This is a genomic window from Cupriavidus neocaledonicus, from assembly GCF_000372525.1.
Taxonomy (GTDB): domain Bacteria; phylum Pseudomonadota; class Gammaproteobacteria; order Burkholderiales; family Burkholderiaceae; genus Cupriavidus; species Cupriavidus neocaledonicus.
Map to the genome: position 1 here is coordinate 36616 of NZ_AQUR01000094.1, position 19000 is coordinate 55615.

Sequence of the window (19000 nt, forward strand, 5' to 3'; positions counted from 1 at the left end):
GCTCGGCGCGGCCGCTCAGCCGGCAAGCAGCCACGCGGCGCCGGCCAGCCCGACCAGCGCCACGCCGGGCAGCAGGCGCGGCACGGCGCGCGGCGCGTAGGACAGGCCCAGCGCCACGGCGATGGCACTGGCCGTGAGCGTGCCGACCCACGACACCGTGCCCATCGGCCCACCCTGCGCGGCGATTTGCAGGCCCCACGCAAGCGCCAGCGCCACCGCACCGGCCAGGCGCAAGCGCGCCACCGCGCCGCGCGCCGGCATGCTGCCGCGGCCATGGATATCGGCATGATGACGCTCCAGCGACAACGCCAGCGCGGCAAACCCGGCCAGCGACAGCGCGAATGCAGCCAGCGCGCTCATGCGGCCTCCCGCGTGCCGGCCACGACGTTGCGCGGGGGCGATGCCACCCGCGCGGCCACGGCTTGCCGGCGGCCCGTGATCCATGCCGCGGCACCCAGCCCCACGCCCAGCGCCAGCGACACCAGGTCGAAGCCGGCCACGGCGGCCGGGCCGCGCCCCTGCAGCAGGGTCACGCCCAGGTGCGAGCCGGTGGTCAGCGCATTGAGCAGCGGGATGGCGCCGAACAACGCCGCCCCCGCCCACAGCTGCGCACACCACATGCCGCGCGTGGGCCGGCACAGCGCCAGCAGCGCGCACGCGGCCCAGGCGATGAAGAACCAGCGGATCTCGGCCTCGGGCCGCTGCGCCATCGCCACCGGCAACAGCCGGTTGGCCCAGAAGTAGCTGGCAAAGGCCACCGGCAGGCCGGCGATGGCGCCGATATTGAGCGCCTCGACCAGGCGCAGCCCGACCCCCGGCCGTCCCCGCGCCGCGATCGCCTTGGCCTGTTGCTGGCGCGTGCGCACCGCCCACAGGATGGCGCCGGTGGCGACCATGGCGGCACCCGCCAGCCCGCACAGGAAGAACAGCGCGCGCAGGCCGGGGGGCGCAAAGCTGGCGATATGCAGGCCGGCCATGACGCTGCGCGTCAGTTCGGCGGCGGACTTGTCTTCGGCATACGCGCCCCGCAGGGCGCCGCTGGCACCCGCGAATTCGAGCGCGGGCGGATCGTGCGAGAGCGTGGCGGGCTCGGCGCGGGACAGGGTCACGCCCGCATTGGCATCGCCCGGCAGGTGCACCACGATGCGGCGCACCTGCCCGCCCTGCCAGTCGTGCTCGGCCTGCGCCATCATGTCCGGCACGCTCGCCAACGGCGCGGCCGTGCCCGCGGCCTTGGGCGGCAGCGGGCGCAGCCGGGTCTGCGCCTGAAACGCGCGCAGGTCGCCGCCGTATGCCGCCTCGACGCCCCACGGCATGTACATGAACAGCAGCGTGACCAGCCCGGTATAGGTGATCATCAGGTGGAACGGCAGCGGCAGCACCGCCAGCGCGTTGTGCGCGTCGAGCCAGGAACGCTGGCCCTTGCCGCGCCGGAACGTAAAGAAATCGGCAAAGATGCGGCGATGGGTGATCACGCCGCTGACGATCGCCACCAGCATGAACATGGCGCAGAAGCCCGCGATCCAGCGCGCCCACTTGGCCGGCATGTAATGCAGGTCGAAGTGCAGCCGGTAGAGGAACTCACCGCCGCGGGTCTCGCGCGCGGCCTGCAGCGGCGCGCCGGTGGCCGGATCGAGCAGGCGCGTGTCGGAGCGGCGCGGCTTGCCGTCGGCATCGCGCGGTGCCTGTCCCGGCTTGTAGGTCCACAGCACATGGACCGCGTCGCGCCGCGCATCCGGCAGCGTGATGAACCAGCGCAGCGCGTCGGGTGCCTCGCGCTCGAGATAGCGCAACGCCTGCTGCGCCATCTGCGCGGCCGGAATCTGCGCGCCATCGGCCGGCGCGGTGCGATGCAGCTCCGGCCGCATCCACAGCGAAATCTCTTCCTTGTAGTAGCTGGCGGTGCCGCCGCAGAACATCAGGAACAACACCCAGCACACCAGCAGGCCGCTCCAGGTATGGAGCCAGGCCATCGACTGCCTGAATCCCGCGCGCATCACGCCCCCCGCCCGAGCGCCAGCATGGCCGATAGCAGCGCGGCCTGCAGCGCCAGGCCCGCCCACGCGCGCCAGGCGCTGCGCGCCGCGAACACCCATACCGCCGCGCCGGCATAGATGGCGAACGACAGCAGCGTCGCCGTGGTCACGGCATCGTGCCGCGCCATCGGCAGATGGCGCGCCAGCACCGCGGTGGCCAGCGCGGCCAGCGCATAACCGCCGGCAATGGCGGCGACGGCGCGCGCGCCCACGCCAGCGCGATAGCGCCACCCCCCGCCTGCAGCGCCTTGCTCACGCCGGCACCCGCAGCGCCGCGCGCGCCGCGGCATTACCAGCGCGAGCAGCGTGGCTGAGACAACAAGGATGGCAAGCGGGGACGGCGGGCATGGCGGGATGAGAACAGGGAAAGACCACAAATGATAACAATTCGCATTTCCGAGCTCAAGGCAATCCCCGACCGGCACAAGGCGAGCGCCCGATCACATTATCAATTTTTTTGAACAACACTGACAATGGACGTCGAGAGAAAGCCTCACGGTGTTCGTTATAGTTCTGCACATGGCAGCGCGACACAAACAAACAGAGCTGCTACAGACAATCAACAATTTTGAATCGTTTAGGAGAAGATCATGTCGAAAGCCAAGCTTGAAGTCCTGACCCCGCGCAACAGCCAGCTGATCATCATCGACCACCAGCCGCAGATGGCTTTCGGGGTCCAGTCGATGGACCGCCAGACCATGAAGAACAACGTGATCGGGCTGGCCAAGGCGGCGCGGGTGTTCGACGTGCCGACCACCATCACCACCGTCGAGAGCGATTCGTTCTCCGGCTACACCTACCCCGAATTGCTGGACGTGTTTCCCGGCAAGCAGACCCTCGAGCGCACCTCGATGAATTCCTGGGACGACCAGAAGGTGCGCGATGCCCTGCAGGCCGCCGGCCGCAAGAAGGTGGTGGTGGCGGGGCTGTGGACCGAAGTCTGCAACACCACCTTCGCGCTGAGCGCGATGCTGGAAGGCGACTACGAGATCTACATGGTCGCCGACGCCTCGGGCGGCACCAGCAAGGAAGCGCACGACTACGCCATGCAGCGCATGATCCAGGCTGGCGTGGTGCCGGTGACGTGGCAGCAGGTCCTGCTGGAGTGGCAGCGCGACTGGAAGAACCGCGACACCTATGACGCCGTCACGGGCATCGCCAAGGAACACTCGGGCGCCTACGGCATGGGCATCGACTACGCCTACACCATGGTGCACAAGGCCGCGCAACGCACCGCCACGCCGCACGCATCGATCGCCCCGGTCCACGCCCCGGTGACCGAGCGCTGATCCGCGCCGCCAGCCCCTGACAGGAGACCCCATCATGAACTTAAGCCGAAGCCTCGCCCATGGCGCGCTGCTGCTCGGAGGCTGGCTGGCAATCGGCACCTCGAGCCTGGCCGCCGCGGCCATCGTCGCGCAGACGCTTGCGTGAGCAGCGCTACGCTGCCGGCAAGACGCCGCCACCGCGATCCTGCTGGCGCTGGCGCGCGAACATCGACATATGCCGGCCGATATGGTCGAGCAGTTCGAGCGCTGCCGCGGGCAGGGGCCGCCCGGCCTTCACCAGCAGCCGGGCCTGCGTGCCCAGAAACAAGGGATGGTCCAGCGGCACCACCGCCAGCGTGCCCGCCGCGATCTCGCGGTACGCGGCGAATTCGCCGATCAGCGTCATGTACTGGTCGTAGGCGACGAACTGCTTCAGCGCGGTCAGCGAGTTGCTGACCAGCGTCGCGCGGATCGAGACGTTCTCGGCGAACTCGACCATGCGCAAGGCATGGCCGACGCCAAACGATGCCGGCATCATGGCGAGCGGATAGGCCTGCAGGTCGGCGACGCTGGCCGCGCCGCCGCGCAGCGCCAGCGGGTGGTCGGGCCTGACCAGCAGCACCACCGGCTGCGCCGCGCTCGCGCGGTATTCGATGCGCGGGTGCGGCGGCGGGTTGTAGGCCAGGCCAATATGCGCGCGGCTTTCCGCCACTTCCTCCAGCACGCCATCGACCGCCAGGATGTCCATGCGGATATCGAGGCGCGGATAGCGCGCACAGAACCGTGCCAGCACCTCGTTGACGAGCAGGTCGACGTAGCCCTCGCTCAGGACCAGCCTGACCTCGCCTTGCTGCAAGCCCTGCAGCGCGTGCAACTGGTCTTCCAGCTTCTCCTGGTGCGAGCGGTAGCCGCGCCAGAATTCCAGCAGGTGCGCCGCCGCGGCGGTGGGCCGCAGCCCGCGTGGCTCGCGCTCGAACAGCAGCGCGCCCAGTTCTTCCTCCAGTAACCGGATCTGCCGCGTGATGACCGAGGGTGAGGTGTTCAGGCTGTCCGCCGCGCCGCGGATGGTGCCGTGCGCCAGCACTTCACGGAAGTATCGCAGCCGCTGCTGATTGATCTCTCGCATGTCGAACGCCTGTTCCGCCGTGTTTCCGCAGCGGTAACGATACCCGAACGCGCTTCGCCTTGCTTGCCATGGGCAGCGTGGGCCACCTGGACCGGTGCGTTGCCCGGAACAGAACGAAGTGTGGCCCGAGTTGCTGTTTGCCAGCCCGCCCGCGGCTGCCACGATTCAGCACATGAGGGACACGACCAGGCCCCACCGAGCCCACCGGGCCGCAATCACACCGGAGACAGCGAGCATGCTAGCCATCCCTACCGCGGGCGCCATGGAAGGCGCTTCCAGCCTCTACAGCCGCATTAACTGGCGCCTGTTGCCATTCCTGCTGGTCTGCTACCTGTTCGCCTACCTGGACCGGGTCAACGTTGGCTTTGCCAAGCTGCAGATGCAAAGCGACCTGGGCTTTTCCGACGCGGCCTACGGCGTGGGCGCAGGGATCTTCTTCGTGGGCTATGTGCTGTTCGAACTGCCGAGCAACCTGATGCTGCCGCGGGTCGGGGCCCGCAAGACCTTCAGCCGGATCCTGGTGCTGTGGGGGCTGACCTCGGCCTGCATGGTGTTCGTGCGCGACGTGCCGACGTTCTACGCGTTGCGCTTCCTGCTCGGCGTGTTCGAGGCCGGCTTCGCGCCAGGCATGATCTATTACCTGTCATGCTGGTACGGGCCGCAACGCATGGCCCGGGCCATCGCCATCGTGTTCCTGGCCGGGCCGATCGGCGGCATCGTCGGCGGGCCGGTGTCGGCGTGGCTGATGACCGCGCTGGCGGGCTATGGCGGACTGGCGGGCTGGCAATGGATGTTCCTGATCGAGGGCCTGCCCTGCGTGCTGCTCGGCATGCTGGCGCTGTCGCTGGTGCCCGACCGCCCGGCGCAGGCGAGCTGGCTCAGCGACGCCGAACGGCGCCTGCTGGAAGCCGAACTGGGGCCGGTTGCCGCGCACAAGCATGGCTTCGGCGCCGTGGCCCGCGACCCGCGCGTCTATGTGCTGGCGCTGGCCTACTTCTGCATCATCGCGGCGATCTACGCCATCAGCTTCTGGCTGCCGACCATGATCAAGGCGCAGGGCGTGGACGATACCGTGCGGCTCGGCTGGTATGCGGCCATCCCCTATGTAGCGGCGGCGTTCGGCATGTATTACATGGGCCGCAAGTCCGACCGCTCGGGCGAGCGGTGCCTGCACTGCGCGCTGCCGGCACTGGCGGCAGCCATGCTGCTGGCGGCCTCGGTGCTGGCCGACGGCAACCTGGTGGCGACGCTGGTACTGCTGACGCTCGCCACCATGGGACTGTGGATGGCGTACACCGTGTTCTGGGCCATGCCGGCCGAATACATCCAGGGCCCGGCGGCGGCGGGCGGCATTGCGCTGATCAACACCATCGGCCTGTCGGGCGGCTTCTGGGGACCGGCCACCATCGGCTGGACCAAGACCGCGACCGGCAACCTCCATCTCGGCATGCTGATGATGGCCACGCTGCCGCTGCTGGCGGCCATCATCATCCTGTGCAACAAGCTGCCCGCGCGCCGCTGATGCGGCGTCGCGCCGGCGTGACGCCGACCATCACCCACCAAGGAGCTCCCGTGCAACTTCATCTTTCAACCTGGGCGGAGATCGAGCAGTACCTGGCCCGCAGCCGTACCATCGTGATCCCCATCGGCTCGAACGAACAACATGGGCCGACCGGTCTGCTCGGCACCGACTGGCTGTGCCCGCAAATCATTGCCGGCGAGGCGGAGAAGCAGGCCGATATCCTGGTGGCGCCGACCTTCAATATCGGCATGGCGCAGCATCACCTGGCATTCGCCGGGACGATTTCGCTGCGTCCGTCGACCTTCATCGCCGCGATCGGCGACTGGGTACGCTCGCTGGCGGGGCATGGCTTCGAGAAGCTGCTGTTCCTGAACGGCCATGGCGGCAACGTTGCCTCGATCGACGCGGCCTTCTCCGAACTCTACGCCGAAGCCAGCTTCGCCAGGCGCCGCGCCGGCTTTGCGCTGAAGCTGTGCAACTGGTGGGACTTGCCTGGCGTGGGCGAGCTGGCGCGCGACCAGTTCCCGAGCGGCCACGGCTCGCACGCCACGCCTTCCGAAATCGCGATCACCCAGTGGGCCTTTCCGGATGCGCGCAAGCATGCCGACTATGCGCCACGGATCGCCCCCAGCGGCCCCATCCGCGAGGCGCTGGACTTCCGCGCGCGCTACCCGGACGGCCGCATCGGCTCGGACCCCGGACTGGCCACGGCCGAGAAAGGTGCCGCGCTGGTCCGGCTGGCGGCGCAGAGCCTGGTCCGGGAACTGGACGCGTTCAGCCGCGAACCGATGCCGGACTGATGTCGCCGCGACGTGGATGGCTGGCCGGGGCCGGGACTGATTACGCCATGTATCAAGTCCTGTTCCGGCCGATGGCTTTATCGCGTGCAGGCGGCCCCATAGAGTCTGTGGTGTGAGCACGGCTGCCGGTCCGACATGCACCTGCCGCCGTCTCCGATGCCACCGCCGGCACTCGCCGTGCCGTTTGCGACACCACCTTTGGATGGGGAGCCACCATGTCTGTCCAGCAACGACTCGCGGCGCGCGGCCTGGCGCTGCCGCAACCGCCTCGACCTTTAGGCAGCTATACCGCGGTCAGCCAGGCCGGCGACTTGCTGTTCATTTCCGGGCAACTGCCGCTGCAGGACGGCAAGGTGATCTGGCAGGGCCAGGTCGGCAAGGACCTGAGCGTCGACGAGGGCCGGCGCGCCGCCGAACTGGCCGCGCTCAACGTGCTGGCGCAGATCGACGCGCACCTGGGCGGCTTTGCGCGGCTCGACCACCTCGTGCGGGTCGACGGCCACATTGCCAGCGCGCCCGGGTGGTTCGCACAACCGGCGGTGCTCGACGCCGCGTCGGAGCTGTTCCGCGACGTGCTGGGCGACAAGGCCGGCCACGCCCGCACCATCTCTTCGCACTTCCAGCAGCCGGGCAACGCGGCCGTGATCCTGGTGGTCATCGCCCAGCTCCGGCCGGCATGAGCGCACCCTGCGCGCGCAGCGTGCCGCCCGCTACGTCGAAAACTTGTCGAGCAGGAAGTCAACGAATACCCGGACCCGGCGCGTGACATGGCGCGCCGACGGGTATAGCAGCACGAACGGACGCGCGCTGCCGCCGTATTCGCGCAGCACCTCCACCAGCGTGCCGTCGCGCAGGTCCTGTTCCACCACGAAACGATAGGTCTGGAACAGGCCGGCACCCGCGCGCACCAGCGTGGCGCCGCCAAGGATGTCCTCCGACGCCGTGTACGAGCCGGTCGTCACGATATCGGTCTCGTTGCCATCGACCCGAAGTGTCCAGGGAATCCTGCGCCCGCTGCTGGGGCGCTCGAACTGGATGCACTCATGCCGCAACAGATCCTCCGGCGTTTGCGGCGTGCCGGCCTGGCGCAGGTAGGCGGGCGTCGCCACCACGACCAGCTCGGCGTCCTCGAGCTTGCGCGCGATCAGGTTCGAGTCATCCGGCGCGCGCCCGCGCACGCACAGGTCATAGGTGTCGTCGGCGAAATCCACATTGCGGTTGCTGATGTGCACATCGATCTGGACCTCCGGATACCGGGCCCGGAATGCCGGCAGCACCGGCAACACGCGATAGTGTGCATACGGCGTCGGCAGGCTGATGCGCAGCCGTCCGGCCGGCGTCGCGTGCTGGCCGCCGATCTGACGTTCGGCATCGACCAGCTGCGCCAGCGCGGCACGGCTCTGCTCGAAGTACAGGCGGCCTTCGTCGGTCAGGCGGATCTGCCGCGTGGTGCGCACGAACAGCCGCACGCCCAGCCGCTCTTCCAGCCTTTGCACGGTACGACTGACCGCGGGCGGCGTCACGCCGGCGGCGACCGCGGCCGCGGTAAAGCTGCCCAGTTCCGCGGCCAGGCAAAACAGCTCGATGCTGCCGAGCTGGAGGTCATCGAATTGGCGTTTCATCGCTTTCCCTGCTGGTGACGGACATCGCCCGGTATCCACGGCAGTCGCCATCATAGGTTCGCGCCCCGCCGAAGTCGACTGACGCGCCCGTGCATTAGTACGCGCCGCGCATAACTGTTTGTCCGGCCGGTGCCTTCGTAAGCCCGGCCCGAGCCCCTAGATTGGAACCCATCGGCGCCGCGGGCCCGATCGGCACGCAAGCCGGACCCCACCTACATCGAGGTAAGAAACATGAGTGCAGCACAGAAAGTTGTCGTCATCACGGGCGCTTCGCAAGGCATCGGCGCGGAACTGGTCAAGGCCTTCCGCGAGCGGGGCGATCGCGTCGTCGCCACGGCGCGCAGCATCCGGTCATCCGACGACCAGGACCTCCTGGCCGTCGCCGGAGACCTGGCCGACCCGGCCACCGCGCGCCGCGTCATCGCCGAGGGCGTGGCCAGGTTCGGCCGGATCGATACGCTCGTCAACAACGCCGGCATCTTCGTTGCCAAGCCGTTCACCAGCTATACCGACGAAGACTATGCGGCGGTCACCGGCATCAACCTGGCGGGCTTCTTCCATATCACGCAGCTGGCCATCGCCGAGATGGAAAAACGGCGCAGCGGCCACGTGGTCAGCATCACCACCAGCCTGGTCGACCATGCGCTCAGCGGGGTGCCGTCGGTACTGGCATCGCTGACCAAGGGCGGCCTGAATGCGGCCACCCGGTCGCTGGCGATCGAGTACGCCAGGACCGGCATCCGCGCCAATGCGGTTTCGCCCGGCATCATCAAGTCGCCGATGCACCCGCCCGAAACTCACGCGGCCCTGGGCGCGCTGCACCCGCTGGGCCATATGGGCGAGATGCGCGATATCGTCGACGCCGTGCTGTACCTGGATTCGGCGCCATTCGTGACCGGCGAGATCCTGCACGTCGACGGCGGGCAGAGCGCCGGCCATTGACCACGCGGCATGCGACCGCGGCAGCCCCGGGCTGCTGCGGTCATGACATGCAGAATGGGGGCTGCCTCGCGATGAGGCAGCCCCTTGCTTCAGACCAGCCGGGTCTCGACGTGGATGTTGCCACGCAGGGCCTTGGAGTACGGGCAGGTCTGGTGCGCGGTATCGACCAGTGCCTGCGCCAGCTCGCGCTCGATGCCGGGAATGCTGACATTGAGCCGGGCCTGCAGCAGGTAGGCGTCGCCGGCCATGCCCAGGTCGACCTCGGCATCGACCGACAGGTCCGACGGCAGCTTGACCTGCCGCTTGCCGGCCGCCAGCCCGATCGCGCCGATAAAGCATGCCGACCAGCCCGCCGCCAGCAATTGCTCAGGGTTGGTGCCGGCGCCGGGAGATCCTGGTCGTGACAGCTGCAGGTCGAGGCGGCCATCGTCGCTGCGCGCCTCGCCATCGCGGCCGCCCGCGGTGATGTGGACTTTGCCGGTGTACAGCACTTTCTCGATACGGGTCATGTCTGGTTCCTGTTGGGTAGTGTTGGGGGAAGGAAGCGGGCCGGCGGGCCGGCCGGCACGGCTCAGGCGTAGGCGCCGTCGAGATACGGATCGAGGCTGCGCGCCGGGTCCGCCGACACGCCGCTGCGGTCGAGCCCGGCCACGGAGCGGGCGCCGTCGGTATAGGGGTCGACGTTGCGCGCACCGTCGCTGAACGGGTCGACGCTGCGGGCGCCGTCGCTGTACGGGCTGCGCGGCTCCTGGACCGAGCGCGCGCCTGCGCTGTACGGGTCGCGGGCGTCCACCGCACTACGGGCACCGTCGGTGAACGGGTCGCGGGCGCCGGCGGCGGAGAAGCTGGCGGCCTGGGCGCCTGCGGCGGCGGCAGCCAGGGCCAGGGCGAGGACAAAGCGGCGGGCGATTTGGGTAGTCATGATCGGTTTCCTTAAGTTCACGTTGAGAGTTGAGCGGGCCGGCTTTCGCTTTCGGGGTATCCGACGCCGCGGCCACGGAACGTATTTAAGGTGACCGGTGTATCGGCCATGTAGCCAATGCGGGCCGCATTTGTCAGCCGCCGTGTCGCAGCCGAAGCCGGATACAAAGCGGTACAAAGTGGCGGCTAACGCGCAGGGATCGCGCCGGCTAACTTGCCGCTGTGCCCTGCCCTGACTCCAGCCCCAGGCGCGCGGCCTCTTCGCGCAGGCTGCGCACGAACGCATGCACGACCTCGCCCGCGCCACCCTGGCGCCATACCACGCCCACCGGCCCGAACGACTCGGCATCTGCCACCGGAAGCACCCGCAGCAGGCCCAGCGCTTCGAGGTGGCGCGCCATCGCGCCGGAACAGACGCCGATGTAGTCGGTGCCGCGCAACACCGCTTCCAGCGTCAGCACGGAACCGGTTTCCACGCGCGGCTGCAGCCCGGCCGCGCCGCGCTCCAGCAGCACGGTGTCGAGCCGGGTCCGCATCAAGGTCTCGCGCGGCGGCATCACCCACGGAAAGGCGAACAGGTCGCGCCAGGCAATGCGCTGGCGTCCGGCCAGCGGATGATGCCGTGCCACCACCACGCCGATGCCATCCTCGAACAGCACCTCGTGCGCCAGATGCGGGCCATAGGCGCGCGCGTCGATGGAGCCGACGATGAGGTCGTAGTCGCGCCGTTCGAGCCGCTCCAGCAAGGTGTTGAAGACGCCCTCCGTGACCTCGATCTGCACGTTGGGCTGCACCTGCTGGAAGCTGACGATGGCGCGCGGCACCAGGTGCGCCACGCCGGCAAAGACACTGCCCACATGCAGCCGCGCCACCGCGCCCTTGGCAATCGAAGCCAGTTCTTCATGCGCGCGCGACACCTCGCCCAGCACGCGCAGCGCCAGCTTGCGCACCGCGTCGCCGGCGGGCGTGAGCTGCAGCCGCCGCCCGCGCACCAGCAGCCGCGCGCCGGCGAGCGCTTCCATCTCGCCCAGCCAGTGCGACATCGCCGATTGCGTCATGTGCAGCCGCTGCGCCGCCGCGGACAGGGTCCCGGCGTCCAGCAGGATCAGGAAGGATTCGAGATGCCGCATGCGCAGCCGGCGCGCCCAAGCCACGCTATCCGCAGGATCAGTCATGAGTATTTACTAATACATCTATCGGAACAATTCACTGGCGCTCATGGTAAGCCAATTCAATAATGCGCAGGAGTTCTCGGGCCTTCTCAGCTTCCTCACATTGTTCTCAGGCTTTCTACCTATGAAGAAACTCTCAGTTGTTTCGCACCTGGTCGTGACGGCAATCGGCCTGGGCCTGGCTGTGCCCGCATGGAGCTGCGGCGAGGCGGGCTCGAACCGGCCCATCCGCCTGGTGGTTTCCCAGCAAGCCGGCGGCAGCACCGACACCATCGCGCGCATGTGGGCCGAGCATGCCGGCAAGGAACTCGGCACCACGGTGGTGGTGGAGAACAAGCCCGGCGCCGGCGGCGTCATCGCCGCCAAGTCGGTGCTGGCGCAACCGGCGGACGGCTGCACGCTGTTCCTCGCGGGTGTGTCGCAGATGGTGCTGAACAAGTTCGCCTACGCGCCGCTGGCCTATTCGCCCGAGAAGGATTTCACGCCGGTCGCGACCCTGACCAATGTGCCGTTCGTGCTGGTCGCCAACCCGCAGACCGGCCTGCGCACGCTGGACAACCTCGGCGAAGCGGCGCGGGCCAGACCCGGCGCAATCAATTTCGCCTCGTCGGGACTGGGTAATTCGACCCATCTGGTAGTCGAGATGCTGCTCAAGCAGCGCGGCCTGCGCATGACCCACGTTCCCTACAAGGGTGAGCCCGATGGCGTGATCGCCACGGTTTCGGGCGAAACGCAGGTGATGGCGCCGGTGCTCAGCACCGCGTTGCCGCAGATCCGCGCCGGCAAGCTGGTGCCGCTGATGGTGTTTGCCGCGAAACGCGTGCCGGACCTTCCCGACGTGCCGGCGGCGCCGGAAATCGGGCTGAAGGGCTTCGAGGACATCGGCTGGTCGGGCATTGCCGCCAAGGCCGGCACGCCCGCGGAACCGATCCGGCGCATGCATGCGGCCACGCAGAAGTTCCTGTCGGATCCGGTGGTGGTGGACAAGCTGCGCGCGATGCAGGTCACGCCGATGCCCGGCCCGGTCGGCAAGCTGGCCGAGCTGACCGCGCGCGACACGGTCAAGTGGAAGGACGCCATTGGCGACCTGAACCTGCGCGCCAACTGAAGCCCATCCGACACCTGGTCCCGAGGTCACAATGAAAAAAGGCATGGTCGTCTGCCCGCAGCCCGAAGCGGCGGAAGCAGGCATCGAAATCCTGCGGGCCGGCGGCAATGCGGCGGACGCCGCGGTTGCCTGCGCGTTTGCCCAGACCGTGGTCGATCCGCTGATGTGCGGCATCGCCGGGTTCGGCACCGCGGCGGTGTATATGCCGTCGCGCCAGGCGCACGAGTACATCGACTTCCACGCCACCGCGCCGGCGCGCGCCACGCCCGACATGTGGGCCGACAAGCTGGAAGGCGAGGCCCGCGACGGCTTCGGCTTCTTCGTCAGGGACCGGCTCAACGACATCGGCTACCAGTCGGTCGCCACGCCGGGCACGCTGCGCGGGCTGGAGGCGATTCACCGTAGCTACGGCAGGCTGCCCTGGCGGGAAGTGATCGCGCCGGCGATCCGCTGGGCGCGCGACGGCTATTTCGTGCGGCCGGGGATGTATGCGTTCTGGATCGACGAAGGCACGCTGGGCCGCGCCAGCAACCGCGAACGCCTGGCGTACAGCGCCGATGGCCGGCGCCTCTATTGCCGCGAAGACGGCTCGCCCAAGACCATCGGCACGCCGCTGCGCAATCCCGACTTTGCCGACACGCTCGAGCAGATCGCGCGCGAGGGCGCGGACGCGTTCTATCTGCACGATCTCGCCGCGCGCATCGTCGCCGACATGGAGGCCAACGGCGGGCTGCTGTCGCGCACGGACCTGGCGGGCTACCGGCTCGAGCGCACCGCGCCGCTGGCCGGCACCTATCGCGACCGCACCATCACTACCAACCGGCCGCCGGGCGGCGGCGTGATGCTGATCCAGATGCTGAATATCCTCGAGCACTTCGACCTGGCGCGGATCGGCCACAACACGCCGGAATATCTGCGCATCGTCTGCGAGGCGATGAAGGCGGCCACGCGCGACAAGGACCTGCACGTCGGCGACCCGGCCTTTGTCGAGGTGCCGCTGGCGCGCTTGCTCGACAAGGGCTATGCCAGCGAGCTGGCCGCGCGCATCGTCGCCGGCGACAAGGTCGACATCGCCCGCGTCAATCCCGGCCACGTGGTGCCGCGCGATACCACGCACCTGTCGGTGGTCGATGGCGAGGGCAACTGCATTGCGCTGACGCATTCGCTGGCGATGCCGTCCGGGGTGATGACGCCGGGGCTGGGCTTTCTGCACAACGGCTGCATGGGCGTATTCGATCCGCGCCCGGGTCGCGCCGGCAGTATCGCGCCGGGCAAGCGGCGCTTCACTTCGTCCTGTCCTTCGATCGTGTTCCGCGACGGCGAGCCGGAGATCGTGCTGGGCGCGCCGGGCGGCACCCAGATCGCCATGGGCGTGCTGCAGGCCATCCTGAACGTGGTGGATTTCGGCATGGCGATGCAGCCGGCCGTCTCGGCGCCGCGCTTTTCCTCGACCAGCAATGCCATCGACGTGTGCAACCGGATTCCGCGCTATCTGACCGCGCAACTGGAAGCGCAGGGCTATGAGGTGATTCGCAATCCGTACAACTACACGATCGCGTGGGTGCATGCGATCCGGCTGGCGAACGGGCAACTCGATGGCGGCGCGGACCCCGGGCGGGACGGGGTGGCGCTGGAGACGGAGATCGCCTGTGTGAGGAACCGGAAATAGATGGACTGAGTGTTCTTAAAAGGCTTAACAGCTAATTCCGTCGCCGCTGGGCCGACGTTAGAACCGGAATTAATTGGACTGCAGTGAAAAGAAGCGCGAATTGGCTGGACTGCAATGCAGGCGCGTTTTGCGCACTTCTCGTTGCAAAGATTTAAACCGGTTGTCAGTGGCTCTTGCCGACAAGAGCCATCCGGTCATCCGCAAAACGGTCACTCGTCACAGCGCTTTCACAATGGGTCGCCGTTTCATCTTCAACCGCCCTAAAACCCAGTCGAGAATAGAAGACAGCGGCGGCTTCAGTATCAGTTGACAGCCGGACTTGGCGGAAATGTAGCGATGCATTGCGAAGAAGCTCAAGAACGAGGGCCTCACCTATTCCGCGACGCCGAAAGTCCTTTGCTACATAGAGACGGCGCAGGCGCCCTGTAATGCCGTCCATGATGTACGGGTCAACGTTCAAACCTCCGATTCCTACGAGGTTTCCTTTGTCAGTGACCTCGAGGAGACGCTCGCCCGGCTTGTTGAACCTATTGCTGCCACCGCGCCACTCGTCGATCAAACGCCCAACAAAGTTGAACCCTTGCGCTGAAGCCTCACGCTCCAGATCAGCCATCTGCGGCGGAAGAACTGTCAACTGATTGATCGAGAACATTTTGGATTTTCGCAGAGGGCAGGACGCAATGTTAGCGATTTGACGGTCCGCTTTCCAGCAATTCGCCTGACGTGGACGAACGGCAGCAACTGGCCGAACTCCGAGTCTGCCCGTCCCGCCCACGGGTGCGCTAGGTAAGGGGCAGCTACCGACCCGACTCGGTCATTCGCGGACCGATTCCCGGATGACCGAAGTACTGTCGAACCGGCCGGTCGAGGTCATGGCCGGATAACGGCCATACCACACCCATACTCTAACGGGAGGGGCCACGCCTTCCTTCAGAGAGCCGAGCTGATCATCGTTCGTGCTTGGCAATGAAGACCTCAACTATGTCGTGCAGTAGTTCAGGCTTTTCTAGGAAGATGAAGTGACCACCGTCCAGGATCGTAAATTGTGCTTGCGGAATCCGCTCTGCAAGCTCGGCAGAGAAGTAAGGCGGGGCGCAGAAATCGCGCTGGCCCACCAGCACCAGCGTCGGCGTCGCGATGGAAGGAAGTTCATCGAAGGCGTCGTGCCCCACGATCATGTCGATCCGGGCAAAGCTAATTTCTCGTTCGAAAGTGCCAGCCGCTGTAGCGTTCACCCATGCTTGAACCTTTTCCGGATGTTCGCGAATAAATTTCGGATCGAAGAGGAATAGTGCGTTGGCCTCGGTTGACGCGCGTAGGCCGGAATCGGTCAACATGCGTCGCCGCATGTCGAACTGACGACGGTAGAACGCGTCCGCGCGGGCAATCGAAGAGACAATGGTTGCACAGCGTAGAAGTTCGCGGTGTTGGATCGCCAGCAATTGCGCGATGGCACCCCCAGTCGAAGAACCGACCACGTGGACCGGCCCGCATCCGACTGCCTCGATGACCCGCGCCATATCCCGCGCGTGTTGTGAAATCGTCATGTCGCGCGCGGTGTGCTCGGACGCGCCGGTGCCGCGGTGGTCAGGGACGATTACTTGGTGATGCTCGGCAAACAATTCGATTTGGGGGCCCCACGACGCGCCGATCCCCGCAAGGCCCGCCAGAAGAAGCACAGGCGAACCTTGGCCCTTGACCTCGTAGTGGATTGAAACACCGTCGGACGTTACGTTTGGCACTTTGCTTCTCCGTTTCAGCATGAGGCGAATGAGAAGGCGAGCGCGTCGTCGGGCGCTGCGTTTTTTTAATATTAGCCTTGGAAAAGCAGCACCTACACCTTAGCCGAAGCCGTGATGCTCGAAGGTTGCAACGCCGCGTGCGGCGCGCCATTCTGCCTGACCTCGTATGTCACCTTCGGCAAGTCGCCAGTCGTAGCTCAGTCGGACCGCTCTCCGTGCGTGGGTCGACGCTCGAATGACTGCGATCTCGCGACATGCAATGGCGGGAACTGTCCGGTCCCGGCCTTCGGCATCTTCTGTTGCGAGCGGCCTGGCGCCAGAGACGCTTCTCGACCCTTCTCGAACGATGGATCGAACGGGGGGACCGCTTATGGTCCGGCAGCGGTCATTTGACGGTGAGGGCGTGACCTTCGTAAGGGCTCGCAACCGGCTCTGGAGCAGGTGCCAGTGACTGCTTCAACCGGCGAGTAGCCTGCCACTCAGAAGCATGTGAAGCGTTCTGACGAGGAGAACCACGATGGCGATGCTCAGCATGGCGAGGAGGATGATCGCAATCAGCGCCACGGGCCAGGCCTGGACGAACATCGAGTATTTCAGCGCGGCACTCGCGAGGGCGGCCATTGGAAAGCTGATGGCCCACCAACCGGAAGCGAACGGAATTCCCTTGCGAAATACTTTGGGCGCCAGCGTCAGGAAAAGAAAGAGACCGAAGTAGAACAGCAACCCGGAGAATGTGTCGACACGCTGCGTAAAGTTGGTGTAGGCGAGAAAGCCCACTTCGAACGGCGCCATCATGATCAACAGCGAAGGAACCATGCCGGCAGGCAGGGGCTCGTGATGGATCATTCGCGACATGATGATCGTAAAGAACAAAAGGGCAATCATCGTCCCAACGGCCAGTGCGAACATGTTGACTTCATGGGCCCACGGCATTGGCATGGTGCCGCCGGCAACCGCGATATCCAGTGTGGCGACCCCCGGAATAAACCAGGCAGGAACCGCATGCCCGGCGTCGATCTTGCCCTGCAGCAGCCGGCTTGCAATCGTGAAACTGAGCGCGATCGTCGCAACGGTCCCCACCGTCCAAATCGCTGCGGCGAGCGGCTGGCTCAGTTGTGCAACGACCGAAGAGAGCAGCAGGACAGCAATCGTGATAGTGCCAAAGAAGTTACCCGCGACCGGATGCCGAAACTCTGCGACGACCGCTTCCGGATGCTTCAATGCCTTGACAAGATAGCTCGCGCTAAGCACCAGGAACACGATAACGGCAAGCATCCCGGCTGCCGCGGATATCAGCGGAGTGACGCCGAATTGCTGGCTGGCCTGGCGCCATGCGATCGAGAGTCCGGCAATGCCCATGACCGACGCGAACAGGTTGACGGGTAAATGTCTAAGGGAAGCGTTGCGTTGCAAAGCCTGCGGTTGGGCATTCGAAAGTGTCGACACAGCACATTCTCCAGATGCTCGACGCATTCGCCGAGGACGTCCGGATGTTAAGTGGTTCCAGGAAGAAAGATAATCCAGCATGATTGGGAATCATCCTCTCAAAAAATGAGAACATGACCGATCGTTTCGAATCCATGTCGATCCTGGTGGCCGTGGTCGATGCAGGGAGTCTTTCCGCGGCTGCCCGCAAGCTGGAGATTCCGCTTGCGACGGTCAGCCGCAAGGTCGCAGAACTGGAGTCGCACCTGAAAACCCGACTCCTGCATCGCTCCACCCGACAACTTGCCCTGACCGAAGCCGGACAATCCTATGTCGCCGCATGCCGGCGCATTCTGGAAGAAGTGGGAGAGGCCGAGCGTGCTGCGTCGGGGGAATACGCGGTCCCTAAAGGGGAGCTTGTCATGACTGCGCCCATTGTCTTCGGACGCTTGCATCTGTTGCCGGTGGTCGCGGAGTTCCTCAAGACTTACCCCGACATCGATGTGCGGATGGTGCTGACCGATCGCGTGATGCATCTCCTTGAAGAGCAAATCGACGTCGCAGTGCGGATCGCTGAACTGCCCGACAGCAGTTTCATCGCGACGCGGATTGGCACAACGCGTCGGGTGGTTTGCGCCAGCCCAGCTTACTTCGCGGAACATGGCACGCCGACGAACCCCCTTGAGCTCACCGGCCATGCATGCATCACCATGGAACAGATTGCATCCAGGCAAGTGTGGACCTTCGGGGGTGGCAAGGCGGAGGTGGAGGTGCCGATCCGCTCGCGGCTTGTCGTGAGCACTGCAGAAGCCGCAATCGAAGCGGCCGTGGCCGGGGTCGGTCTCACTCGCGTGCTGTCCTACCAGATCGCGGACGCGATGCGTGCCGGTGCGGTCAGGACCGCGCTCGAAGCGTTCGAGCCGGCACCATGGCCCGTCAGCCTTGTTCACCCTGGACAGGGAATCCTGCCGCTGAAGTTGCGCGCTTTTCTGGATTTCGCCGGGCCGCGATTGAAGGCTCGGCTGGAGGAGCTGGGCGTCTAGTGGTCTTATGCTTTGAGGCCTCCAGACATCTAAGCCACTGCTTCGGGCACGCCGAGCCGGGGCACGCACCGCCTTCACGAAAGCCGACATTGCACTCCTTGCAAGCGGCAGGGCCGATTCATCTTTCCGCTTGCCAATAGAACGCATGGTCCAGCTTCGCTCGCGGGCCGATACAGTCTTTCCTTGATTGACACTTGAATGGTCGAAACCGGGCCGCATTCGGCCAGTGGCCCGCCATTGGCCGAATGCCCGAAACTGGCCGGTTGCCGACGCTGGAGGCGGTCAGACTGTCTCGGTCGCGACGGCTGGCCAAGTGTGGTAGCCCGTGGTGCAGGCCTTTATATTGACCGTGGGACGCCTGCTGCCATATCGGAATGCCGTCGTCGAAACTATCGAACCACTCCCGGATCGCGTCGGCCATAACGCTTGGATCGCACGTGTCGGCGTTCGGAACGCATGGCCGAATGAGATCGACGCCAAAGAGTCGTTCCGCCCGAGGCCGCCAGGCGTCGCGGTTGCGGGCGACGATAGTGAGGGTCGTGGATCGGGACGTAACGCATGGTGAAGGCACGTAATGGAGTCACGTATTGAGGGCCGCCTCGCC

General features: G+C 66.2%; 19 protein-coding genes. 8 read left to right on the forward strand and 11 right to left on the reverse strand.

The window, feature by feature from the left end:
- Window positions 1–15: 15 nt before the first annotated feature.
- From A3AG_RS0113850 to A3AG_RS0113860, 3 genes are read right to left on the reverse strand one after another with little or no spacing between them, the layout of a single operon-like run.
- Complete coding sequence (locus A3AG_RS0113850; protein ID WP_018005986.1) at window positions 16–360, reverse strand: DUF3325 domain-containing protein; 345 nt, start codon at window positions 358–360, stop codon at window positions 16–18.
- Entirely contained in the window at window positions 357–1997 is a 1641-nt protein-coding gene (locus A3AG_RS0113855; protein ID WP_018005987.1) for a PepSY-associated TM helix domain-containing protein, read from the reverse strand. Before A3AG_RS0113855 ends, A3AG_RS0113850 begins: the two co-directional genes overlap by 4 nt.
- Window positions 1997–2248 (reverse strand): DUF3649 domain-containing protein, encoded by a 252-nt coding sequence (locus A3AG_RS0113860; RefSeq protein ID WP_018005988.1) that lies wholly within the window; start codon window positions 2246–2248, stop codon window positions 1997–1999. The genes A3AG_RS0113855 and A3AG_RS0113860 overlap by 1 nt, the downstream gene beginning before the upstream one ends.
- Window positions 2249–2626: 378 nt before the next feature.
- On the opposite strand from A3AG_RS0113860, the gene A3AG_RS0113865 reads away from it, so the two are divergent.
- The gene (locus tag A3AG_RS0113865; protein ID WP_018005989.1) at window positions 2627–3325 is read left to right on the forward strand and encodes a hydrolase; all 699 of its coding nucleotides are present in this window, start codon (window positions 2627–2629) and stop codon (window positions 3323–3325) included.
- A 151-nt stretch (window positions 3326–3476) separates the two neighbouring features.
- Here A3AG_RS0113865 and A3AG_RS0113875 read toward each other — a convergent pair whose 3' ends face one another.
- Window positions 3477–4430: a LysR family transcriptional regulator gene (locus tag A3AG_RS0113875; RefSeq protein WP_018005991.1), complete on the reverse strand. Its 954-nt coding sequence runs from the start codon at window positions 4428–4430 to the stop codon at window positions 3477–3479.
- A gap of 235 nt (window positions 4431–4665) precedes the next feature.
- Between A3AG_RS0113875 and A3AG_RS0113880 the strand changes: the two genes are divergently transcribed.
- The 3 genes from A3AG_RS0113880 to A3AG_RS0113890 all read left to right on the forward strand — a co-directional run bounded on the left by A3AG_RS0113880 (window position 4666) and on the right by A3AG_RS0113890 (window position 7432).
- A complete protein-coding gene (locus A3AG_RS0113880) occupies window positions 4666–5952 on the forward strand; it encodes an MFS transporter (protein WP_018005992.1) in 1287 nt (428 codons plus the stop codon).
- 50 nt (window positions 5953–6002) lie between these two features.
- On the forward strand, window positions 6003–6752 hold the full coding sequence (locus tag A3AG_RS0113885) for a creatininase family protein (RefSeq protein ID WP_018005993.1): 750 nt from the start codon (window positions 6003–6005) through the stop codon (window positions 6750–6752).
- Between the two features lie 215 nt (window positions 6753–6967).
- Window positions 6968–7432, forward strand: a complete 465-nt coding sequence (locus A3AG_RS0113890; protein WP_018005994.1) for a RidA family protein — start codon at window positions 6968–6970, stop codon at window positions 7430–7432.
- 30 nt (window positions 7433–7462) lie between these two features.
- On the opposite strand, the gene A3AG_RS0113895 is transcribed toward A3AG_RS0113890, so the two are convergent.
- A complete protein-coding gene (locus A3AG_RS0113895; RefSeq protein WP_018005995.1) occupies window positions 7463–8374 on the reverse strand; it encodes a LysR family transcriptional regulator in 912 nt (303 codons plus the stop codon).
- Between the two features lie 231 nt (window positions 8375–8605).
- Between A3AG_RS0113895 and A3AG_RS0113900 the strand changes: the two genes are divergently transcribed.
- Window positions 8606–9316, forward strand: coding sequence for an SDR family NAD(P)-dependent oxidoreductase (locus A3AG_RS0113900; protein WP_018005996.1), 711 nt, complete (start codon window positions 8606–8608; stop codon window positions 9314–9316).
- An 89-nt stretch (window positions 9317–9405) separates the two neighbouring features.
- Here the strand turns inward: A3AG_RS0113900 and A3AG_RS0113905 are convergent, their stop codons facing one another.
- The 3 genes from A3AG_RS0113905 to A3AG_RS0113915 all read right to left on the reverse strand — a co-directional run bounded on the left by A3AG_RS0113905 (window position 9406) and on the right by A3AG_RS0113915 (window position 11412).
- Complete coding sequence (locus tag A3AG_RS0113905) at window positions 9406–9825, reverse strand: organic hydroperoxide resistance protein (protein WP_018005997.1); 420 nt, start codon at window positions 9823–9825, stop codon at window positions 9406–9408.
- A 62-nt stretch (window positions 9826–9887) separates the two neighbouring features.
- Complete coding sequence (locus A3AG_RS0113910; RefSeq protein ID WP_018005998.1) at window positions 9888–10238, reverse strand: hypothetical protein; 351 nt, start codon at window positions 10236–10238, stop codon at window positions 9888–9890.
- Between the two features lie 208 nt (window positions 10239–10446).
- Window positions 10447–11412, reverse strand: coding sequence for a LysR family transcriptional regulator (locus tag A3AG_RS0113915; protein ID WP_035848704.1), 966 nt, complete (start codon window positions 11410–11412; stop codon window positions 10447–10449).
- 121 nt (window positions 11413–11533) lie between these two features.
- Between A3AG_RS0113915 and A3AG_RS0113920 the strand changes: the two genes are divergently transcribed.
- Together A3AG_RS0113920 and ggt are read left to right on the forward strand one after the other, a co-directional pair.
- Window positions 11534–12517 (forward strand): Bug family tripartite tricarboxylate transporter substrate binding protein, encoded by a 984-nt coding sequence (locus A3AG_RS0113920; protein WP_018006000.1) that lies wholly within the window; start codon window positions 11534–11536, stop codon window positions 12515–12517.
- 43 nt (window positions 12518–12560) lie between these two features.
- Window positions 12561–14186 carry a gamma-glutamyltransferase gene (gene ggt / locus A3AG_RS0113925; RefSeq protein WP_018006001.1) on the forward strand — a complete coding sequence of 542 codons (1626 nt, stop codon included), beginning with the start codon at window positions 12561–12563 and terminating at the stop codon, window positions 14184–14186.
- A gap of 163 nt (window positions 14187–14349) precedes the next feature.
- On the opposite strand, the gene A3AG_RS33380 is transcribed toward ggt, so the two are convergent.
- The 3 genes from A3AG_RS33380 to A3AG_RS0113940 all read right to left on the reverse strand — a co-directional run bounded on the left by A3AG_RS33380 (window position 14350) and on the right by A3AG_RS0113940 (window position 17374).
- Window positions 14350–14838, reverse strand: coding sequence for a GNAT family N-acetyltransferase (locus A3AG_RS33380; RefSeq protein ID WP_081610727.1), 489 nt, complete (start codon window positions 14836–14838; stop codon window positions 14350–14352).
- A gap of 295 nt (window positions 14839–15133) precedes the next feature.
- Window positions 15134–15928 carry an alpha/beta fold hydrolase gene (locus A3AG_RS0113935; RefSeq protein WP_018006002.1) on the reverse strand — a complete coding sequence of 265 codons (795 nt, stop codon included), beginning with the start codon at window positions 15926–15928 and terminating at the stop codon, window positions 15134–15136.
- A gap of 456 nt (window positions 15929–16384) precedes the next feature.
- Window positions 16385–17374, reverse strand: coding sequence for an SLAC1 anion channel family protein (locus A3AG_RS0113940; protein ID WP_018006003.1), 990 nt, complete (start codon window positions 17372–17374; stop codon window positions 16385–16387).
- A 113-nt stretch (window positions 17375–17487) separates the two neighbouring features.
- Here A3AG_RS0113940 and A3AG_RS0113945 point away from each other — a divergent pair, with 113 nt between their 5' ends.
- Entirely contained in the window at window positions 17488–18396 is a 909-nt protein-coding gene (locus A3AG_RS0113945) for a LysR substrate-binding domain-containing protein (protein ID WP_018006004.1), read from the forward strand.
- The last annotated feature ends 604 nt before the right edge of the window (window positions 18397–19000 follow it).